Genomic DNA, 8,132 nt, shown 5'->3' with positions numbered 1-8,132 from the left:
CTTCGGGTCCTCCGCCGAGGCCATGCCGGCGTGGAACACCGCCCACCGCGTGCACGCCGACCCGGCCGCGAGCGCCAGACCGGACACCGCGGACAGCAGCCGGTTGCGCCGACCGAGGACCGCGCCCACCGCGCCGGCGCCGGTGAGGATCTGCGCCGCCCGGTGGTACTTCCCGGCCCGGCCCTCGTGCAGAGGCTCCGCGGTGATGCCCATGGACCGCTGCATGATCTGGTCGGCGGTCAGTTCGAGAGCGGCGCCGCCCACTGCCAGCCGACGGGCGGGCCCGGTCTCCTCGAGCGGATTGAGCAGCAGGCCCACCCCGCCGGACGCGGCCGCGGCACTGCCGACGAAGACGAACGGCAGCTCGCGGCGCGCCGCGCTCCAACTCGGCAGGGACGTGTCGGTGAGCAGCACCGCCGTATAGGAGGCGACCGCCGGGGCCACGAGCGCCGCGACGATGCCGGCCGGCCGCGACGCCCGGCTGATGAGCTCGGTGGGCAGCCGCCGGGCGAGCTTCTCGGGCAGCAGCGGCACGATCTCCTCACCCAGCGCGAGCCCGGCGAACGGCCCGTACGCGGAGAGGATCCAGGTGCCCACGCTCATCGGCGACGTGAGCTTGAGTACCCGCAGCATGTGGTGGAACCGCTCGGGGCGCCCCAGGTCGTTGACCAGGTAGTACAGGCTGCCGGTGATCCCGCCGAGCGCGACGATCCGCGCCGAGCGACGCTGGCTGGGCAGTCCGGCCAGGTCCGCACCGGCCGCGAGGAGTGACGAGCCACCGGCCAGCCCGCCGAGGAAGAGATATGCCGCGATGTCGTACTTCCACGGCGGAGCCTTGACGATCGGTTTGCCGTAGTACGAACGGAACTCCGCGGGGGGCACCACGAGCTGCTCGCGGCCCCCGCGGCCCTTCCGGCGGGTCCGGGCACGCTGCCCCGGCCCTGCGGGGAGGCCCGCCTTGTCGTCGTCGCCCATCAGGACCGTCCCCCCGCGGCGAACGCCGCCACGGCCCCGCCCAGCAGGGTCACCGCGGCGAGCGCGGCCTGGCGCCACATCGACCCCACGTGCCGCGTCGTCACCACGGGATCCGGCGGCAGCCCGTACACCTCGGGGTCGTCGAGCAGGAGGAAGAACGCGCCCGTGCCGCCCACGCCGTTGCGGGAGTCGTGGCCGTACAGCTGGGCGTTGGGCTCGCCGGCCTCGACCAGCTGGTCCAGCCGGCCGGCCGCCCGCTCGCGGAGCTCGTCGAGATCACCGAACTGGATCGACTCGGTGGGGCACGCCTTGGCGCACGCCGGGGTCTGGCCCTCGGTGAGCCGGTCGTAGCAGAGCGTGCACTTCTGCGCGATGCCCACCGCGGGGTCGCCCGCCGGCCCCGAGCGCCGCTCGATCACGCCGTACGGGCATGCGCTCACGCAGTACCCGCACCCGTTGCAGATGTCGCTCTGCACCACGACCGTGCCGAACTCGGTGTGCATGAGCGCACCGGTCGGGCACACGTCCACGCACGCCGCGTGGGTGCAGTGCTTGCACACGTCCGACTCCATGAGCCAGCGGAAGTCGGTGGGCTCGCCGGCGTCGGGGGAGTCACCGGGCAGGGTCGGCGCCGGCATTCCCAGGTCGACGGGCGCACTCGGCGCCGGCGCGACGGACGCGCCCGCCACCCGCGCGGGCACCTCCTGCTCGATGAAGGCGACGTGTCGCCACGTCGACGCCCCCAGCGCCTGGGTGTTGTCGTAGCTCATCCCGGACAGCTCGATGCCGTCCTCGGGGATGAGGTTCCACTCCTTGCACGCCACCTCGCAGGCCTTGCAGCCGATACACACGCTGGTGTCTGTGAAGAAGCCCTTGCGCGGCGGCGGATCCGAGTAACCGTTGTCCTCGGCCGGGTCGATGTCACCGAAGAAGGACCGTCCGAGGTCGGACAGGAAGGCGGACATGGCTTTAGCTCTCCGTTCCCGGTTCGGTGGGGACGCCGGCGCGGCGGCGGTACTCCTCGACGAACTCGAGTAGCGCGGGGCCACGCGGGCGGCGTCCCGCGACGATGTCACAGCTCGTCGCCTTGGTCGCGGGGATGGACACGTTGGGGTCGAGTTGCTGCGGCAACAGGTCGTTGGCCGGGTCGCCGATGCTCACGCCGTTGCCACCCCAGTGGTAGGGCAGGCCGATCTGGTGGAGGGTCCGGCCGTCGACCTGCAGCGGCGTCATCCGACGGGTCACCAGCACGCGGGCCTCGATCGCGGAACGGGCGGTCACGATCGTGGCCCACCCGCCGTTGACCAGTCCCCGCTCCCGCGCGAGCTCCGGGGAGATCTCGCAGAAGAACTCCGGCTGCAGCTCGGACAGGTACGGCAGCGTCCGGCTCATGGCCCCCGCCGTGTGGTGCTCGGTCAGGCGGTAGGTGGTGAAGACGAACGGGAACACGTCCGTCCCCGGATCCCCGTGACCCGGCTGCGTCTCGTTGTACCGGCCCGGCCGGATCGACCGGGCGGGGTTGGCGTCCCGGCCCGGATAGATCGGGTTGGCCACAGGCGACTCCGGCGGCTCGTAGTGCGCGGGCAGCGGGCCGTCGGCGAGCCCGCGGGGAGCGTAGAGCCAGCCCACGCCGTCGTCCTGCATGATGAACGGCTGCGCGCCACCGATCGCCTCCGGACCCACCGCCCCCGCGGGTGGGGTGTAGTCGGGAGACTTGTCGGCTTCGAAGTCGGGCACGTCGTCACCCACCCACCGGCCGGCGCCGTCGTTCGCATCCGGGTCCCAGTGGATCAGTGCCTTGCGCTCACTCCACGGCCGGCCCTCCGGGTCCGCCGAGGCACGGTTGTAGAGGATGCGCCGGTTGGCGGGCCAGGCCCAGCCCCACTCCGGGGCGACCGGGCCCTGCTCGTGCCGCGACTTGCGCCGCGCGGCCTGGTTCACGCCGTCGGCGTAGACGCCGCAGTAGATCCAGCAGCCGCACGCGGTCGACCCGTCCGGCTTGAGCTGAGTGAACGCGGACAGCGGCTCGCCGTCGGGGCCGCGGCCGTTGATCTCGGCGAGCACGGCCTCGGCGTCCGGCTCGTCCACCGTGCCAGGTTCCATGGGGTAATCCCACGTCAGGTCCAGCAGCGGCCGGTCACGCGGATCGGTGGAGTCGGCCAGCTTCTCCTTGAGACGACGCCCGAGGTGGTAGTAGAACCACAGCTCGCTGCGCGCGTCTCCCGGCGGCTCGACGGCCTGGTGCCGCCACTGCAGCAGCCGCTGGGTGTTGGTGAACGTGCCCTTCTTCTCCACGTGGTTGGCGGCGGGGAAGAAGAACACCTCGGTGCCGATGTCCTCGGTGCGCATCTCGCCGGTCTCGATCTCCGGCCCGTTCTTCCAGAAGTCGGCCGACTCGATCATGACGAGGTCGCGGACGACCAGCCAGTCGAGATTGGCCAACCCGGCGCGCTGCATCCGCCCGTTCGCGGTGCCCACCGCCGGGTTCTCACCCACCAGGAAGTAGCCGCCGCCGCCCTCGTTGACCTGACGCTGCACGGTCGCGGTCGAGTCGGCCTTGTCGGTGAGCTTGGGCAGATAGCCGTAGGCGAAGTCGTTGTCCTCGGTGGCCGCGTCACCCCACCACGCCTTGAGCAGGCTGACCGTGTACGAGCGCATGTTGCCCCAGAATCCCTGCGCCTCGTCGTCGGTGCCGATGTAGCTGTCCAGATCCGGCTGGCTCTGCGCGTCCGGAGTGGGCAGGTAGCCGGGCAGCAGGTCGAACAGGGTGGGGATGTCGGTCGAGCCCTGGATGCTCGCGTGCCCGCGCAGCGCCATGATGCCGCCGCCGGGCCGGCCGATGTTGCCGAGCAGCAACTGCAGGATCGCGGCCGTGCGGATGTACTGCACGCCCACGGTGTGCTGGGTCCAGCCGACCGCGTAGCAGAACGCCGACGTGCGTTCCCGCCCCGAGTTCTCGGTCAGCGCCCGGGCGACGCGGTGGAAGTCCTCCGTGGCGATGCCGCAGGTCCGTTCGACCATCTCGGGGGTGTAGCGGCTGAAGTGCCGCTTGAGGATCTGGAAGACGCACCGCGGGTGCTGGAGGGTCTCGTCCACGTTCGGGTCGGTGGTCGTCGCCGAGGCGCGGGCTCCGGCGGCGCCGGGGACCTCCGCGGGCTCGTCGTCCGAGTCGTCCTGACCCGAGCCGCTCTCGTGCGGCATGTCGTTGCCGCGACCCTCGTACTGCCACGACTCGAAGTCGTACGTCCGCTCCTCGATGTCGAAACCGGAGAACAGGCCCGCCAGATCCTCGGTGTCGAGGAACTCCTCGCCGATGATCGTCGACGCGTTGGTGTAGGCACGCACGTACTCGTGGAAGTAGGAGTCGGTGGTCAGGACGTGGTTGATCAGCCCGCCGAGGAACGCGATGTCCGAGCCGGCCCGGATCGGCACGTGCAGGTCCGCGAGGGCGCTGGTGCGCGTGAACCGCGGGTCCACGTGGATGATGGTCGCGCCGCGCCGCTTGGCCTCCATGACCCACTGGAAACCCACGGGGTGGGCCTCGGCCATGTTGGAGCCCTGGATGACGATGCAGTCAGCGTTGGCCAGATCCTGCTGGTAGTTCGTGGCACCACCACGCCCGAATGAGGTTCCCAGACCGGGAACGGTGGAGGAGTGTCAAATTCTGGCCTGGTTCTCCACCTCGATGGCGCCGAGCGCCGTGTAGAGCTTCTTCATGAGGTAGTTCTCCTCATTGTCCAGCGTCGCCCCACCCAGGCTGGCGAAGCCGCGGGTGCGCCGGACCGTGTCGCCCTTGTCGTCCGTGTCCTCCCAGAACTCGTCCCGCGAGGCCAGGACGCGCTCGGCGACCATGTCCATCGCCGTCTCGAGGTCCAGTTCCTCCCACTCGGTGGCGTACGGCTTGCGGTGCAGGACCGTGGTGATGCGCTCGGGGTTGGTCACGAGCTGCTTGCTCGCGGATCCCTTGGGGCACAGGCGACCACGCGAGATGGGGCTGTCGTCATCCCCCTCGATCTGGACGACCTTGCCGTCGGAGACGTAGACGTCCTGGGCGCACCCGACCGCGCAGAACGGGCAGACGCTCTTGACCACCTTGTCGGCCGTCTTCGTACGAGGGGTGATCTCTAGCGAGCGGCGCGAACGGGTGGCGCTGCCGCGGCCGAGCAGGTCGGACCCGGCCAGCTGGCGTAACACGGGCCAGTTGAGCGGCGAGCCGTACCTCGCCAGCTCGGGCCTGGACCCCCGGGGCCGATCCGGCCCGGACTGCTGGTTCTCCGGCTCCGACATGCCACCTCCCGTACTCGCGTACGTGCCCCATGTAACGCGAGCCCCCCGGGCCCCGCAACCGAATCGCCGTCGGACCCGCCCGGTCGCGGGCGGGCGGTGACCGATCCGTCCCGCGGGCGCCTCCGATCCGCATCATGGTGGGGTGGACGAGCAGACTCAGACCGATTCCGGAGCGTTCGCGACCGTCGGGCTCATGGCCGACCCCGGCGTGCCGCGCCGGATCGCCGTGGCGATCGCCGACGATCTCGCCGAGGACCTGGGCCGCGAACTGGGCGGACGCTGGCGGGTGGAGGTCGACCAGGAGACCCTCCCGCTCGGACCGGAGGGGGAGATCCGGCTCACCGAGCACGCCCCCCGCCTGCTGCAGCAGCACGGGTGGGACTTCGTGCTCTATCTGACGGACCTGGCGACCCACCCCGACGGCGTGCCGGTGTTGTACGACGTCAGCGGCTCGACCGCGGCCGCCCTGGTGTGTGTGCCGGTGCTGGGGGTCTTCCGCGTGCGGTCGAAGGTCCGCGAGTTGGCGCTCGGGCTGGTCCGTTCGGGGACCCACCGAGACGGACTGGGCGTGCCCGGCACCGACGACCTGCCCCCGGCGCACCGGCGCGGGTTCGCCAACCGGGCCCGCCTGCTCGCGGGCATGGTGCACAACAACCGACCCACCCGGATGGTGACGACGCTGTCCGGTGTCGTGGCCGCCGGGGCGGGCTCCGGTGCCTTCGGCATCTTCTACGGCAGCATCGCTTCTCTCGCGGTGGAGCTGCACGCGCTCCGACTGCTGCTCATCAGCATGATGGGTGTGCTCACCCTCGTGTTGTGGCTCATCCTGCGCAACGGACTCTGGACCCGTCGGAACGACGCTTTCACGCCCGGCAACCGACGGATGGACAACGCGGCCACGGTCCTCACGGTCGGGGCGGGTGTGGGCATCATGTTCGTCGGTCTGTTCGCGGCGATGTTCGTCCTGGCGCTCACCGTGATGGACGCGGACTACCTCGCGACGCAGCTCGACCGACCCGCGGTCCTGCTCGACTACGTCCATCTGGCGTGGCTGTCCAGCTGCCTGGGTGCCTTCGCCGGCGCCCTGGGATCGAACTTCGACGACGAGAACGTGGTCCGCGAGTCCACCTACAGCCTGCGGTGGCACGAGCGCCGCAAGATGTTCGACAGCTACCAGAGCCGTGAGGGCGACCCCGACGAGCAGCAGGAACAGCAGCGGATCGAGCGCGAGCATGACGACGACAACGACGACGACAACGACGACGACAACGACGACGCCCGCGGCCATGACACGCAGCATCACGGCGAGCGGAGCTACGGCGAGCGGAGCCGCGGCGAACAGGGCCACGGCGAACAGGGGCACGGGGAGCATCCGGGTGTCGACACGGCCGCCGGCGGCGAAAGCCGCGGAGAGGTCGACGACGACGGGGCCCCGGAGCGCGGGGGCGTCATCGCGGACGGCGACTCCGAGTCCTCTCGGCAGGTGGAGGATGACCGGTCGAGAGGGTAGACAAGGGGCATGACCGCCGCACCCGCCGACCTCGCCCCCGTGAACGACGCCACCACGACCGCGCCGCCGCTGCCCCGCGCGTGTGGGCCGCTGTCCGACGCGGTGATCGGGGCGCTGTCGACCGGGCGCACGGGCGGCCTGCCGGCGGTGTCGGCCGACATCGAGCCGCTGGGCCGCGACCTGCAGCTGACGCTCTACACGTTGTACGAGTTGCACTACCGGGGCTTCAATGGCGTCGATGCCGAACTCGAGTGGGACCCGGAGCTCCTGCGGATGCGTCGAGACCTCGAGCGGGTGTTCCTCGAGCACCTGCGCGGCACGGTCGAGCCGGGCGACGACCCGGTGGCCGAGATGGACGCGATGTCGGTCGAGGCCACCTCCGGCACCGGCCCGTCGTGGTACTTCAAGGACGAGGGCACCTGGGATCAGATCCGCGAGTACTTCGCCCACCGCTCGCTGTACCACCTCAAGGAGGGGGATCCGCACGCGTTCGCGATCCCGCGGCTGCAGGGTCAGGCCAAGGCGTCGTTCGTGGCCGTCGAGTTCGACGAGTTCGGTGGTGGCCGCGGAGATCGCGTCCACCAGCAGTTGTGGGCGGACCTCATGAGCGCGGCCGGGTTGGACCCGTCGTACCTCGGCTATATCGACCGGGTGAGCGCCGAGACGCTGTCGACGGTCAACCTCATGTCGATGTTCGGCCTGCACCGGTCGCTGCGCGGCGCCGCGATCGGGCACTTCGCGGCGATCGAGATCACCTCGTCGCCGGGGTCCGCGCGCCTGGTGGCGGGCTTGCGACGGATGGACGCTCCCGAGGAGTGCGTGCACTTCTACGCCGAGCACGTCGAGGCCGACGCGGTGCACGAGCAGGTCATGCGCCACGACGTGGTGGGCGACCTGGTCGGACGCGAGCCCGAGCTCGCCGCCGACATCGTGTTCGGGATGCGGGCGCTCGACTACCTCGACGACCTCGCGGCCGCCAAGATGCTCGCGGCGTGGAAGCGCGGGGAGTCCTCGCTCCTGCCCTGACGCGCGACGACCCCTGCGGGGCGCGGGGCCGACGCGGCCCCCGCCCGGAATCCGCTACTCCCGCTCAGCCCCGCCCGCTCAGCCACTGCCCGAAATCCGCTACTCCCGCTCCTGATCCGCTACTCCCACAGGGGTAGCGGATCCCCACTCGGAGTAGCGGATTTCTGATTGGGCGATCAGCCTTGCGCGTCGTCCGTGTCGGTCGGGCGCACCTTGCGGCGGTGGCTGGTGTCGCACAGCGGGTAGTTCTTGCTGCGCCGACACGCGCACACCGCCACCATGAAGCGGTCCGAGCACACCCGGTGCCCGTCGGGCGTGGTCATGTCGACCGGTC

6 protein-coding genes are annotated in these 8,132 nt (G+C 70.9%); 2 read left to right on the top strand and 4 right to left on the bottom strand.

Translation table 11 applies throughout. From position 1 onward, the window contains the following. The 3 genes from nrfD to fdh all read right to left on the bottom strand — a co-directional run. On the bottom strand, nt 1-975 hold a 975-nt coding region (gene nrfD, locus G6030_RS11250), incomplete at its 3' end, for an NrfD/PsrC family molybdoenzyme membrane anchor subunit (RefSeq protein ID WP_182643182.1). After that, entirely contained in the window at nt 975-1,940 is a 966-nt protein-coding gene (locus tag G6030_RS11245) for a 4Fe-4S dicluster domain-containing protein (RefSeq protein ID WP_182643181.1), read from the bottom strand. The genes nrfD and G6030_RS11245, both read right to left, overlap by 1 nt. Nucleotides 1,941-1,944: 4 nt before the next feature. Then, complete coding sequence (gene fdh, locus G6030_RS11240; protein ID WP_241724313.1) at nt 1,945-5,202, bottom strand: formate dehydrogenase; 3,258 nt, start codon at nt 5,200-5,202, stop codon at nt 1,945-1,947. 202 nt (nt 5,203-5,404) lie between these two features. Here fdh and G6030_RS11230 point away from each other — a divergent pair, with 202 nt between their 5' ends. Both G6030_RS11230 and G6030_RS11225 read left to right on the top strand, forming a co-directional pair. Continuing rightward, nucleotides 5,405-6,772, top strand: a complete 1,368-nt coding sequence (locus G6030_RS11230) for a hypothetical protein (RefSeq protein WP_182643180.1) — start codon at nt 5,405-5,407, stop codon at nt 6,770-6,772. Nucleotides 6,773-6,781: 9 nt separating this feature from the next. Further along, nucleotides 6,782-7,798: an iron-containing redox enzyme family protein gene (locus tag G6030_RS11225; protein WP_182643179.1), complete on the top strand. Its 1,017-nt coding sequence runs from the start codon at nt 6,782-6,784 to the stop codon at nt 7,796-7,798. A 176-nt stretch (nt 7,799-7,974) separates the two neighbouring features. On the opposite strand, the gene G6030_RS11220 is transcribed toward G6030_RS11225, so the two are convergent. Then, a partial coding sequence (locus tag G6030_RS11220; protein WP_182643178.1) for a CDGSH iron-sulfur domain-containing protein occupies nt 7,975-8,132 on the bottom strand: 158 nt, incomplete at its 5' end.

The sequence above is a fragment of the Dietzia sp. E1 genome (genome assembly GCF_014145015.1).
Lineage (GTDB): Bacteria > Actinomycetota > Actinomycetes > Mycobacteriales > Mycobacteriaceae > Dietzia > Dietzia cinnamea_A.
Note: the sequence above shows the minus strand (reverse complement) of the source record. Positions and strands in the feature narration are given on the sequence as shown.

Excerpts from the sequence above, each read along its gene's own strand:
- G6030_RS11245 (WP_182643181.1), bottom strand. The coding sequence starts at position 1,940 with ATGTCCGCCTTCCTGTCCGACCTCGGACGGTCCTTCTTCGGTGACATC.
- G6030_RS11225 (WP_182643179.1), top strand. The coding sequence starts at position 6,782 with ATGACCGCCGCACCCGCCGACCTCGCCCCCGTGAACGACGCCACCACG.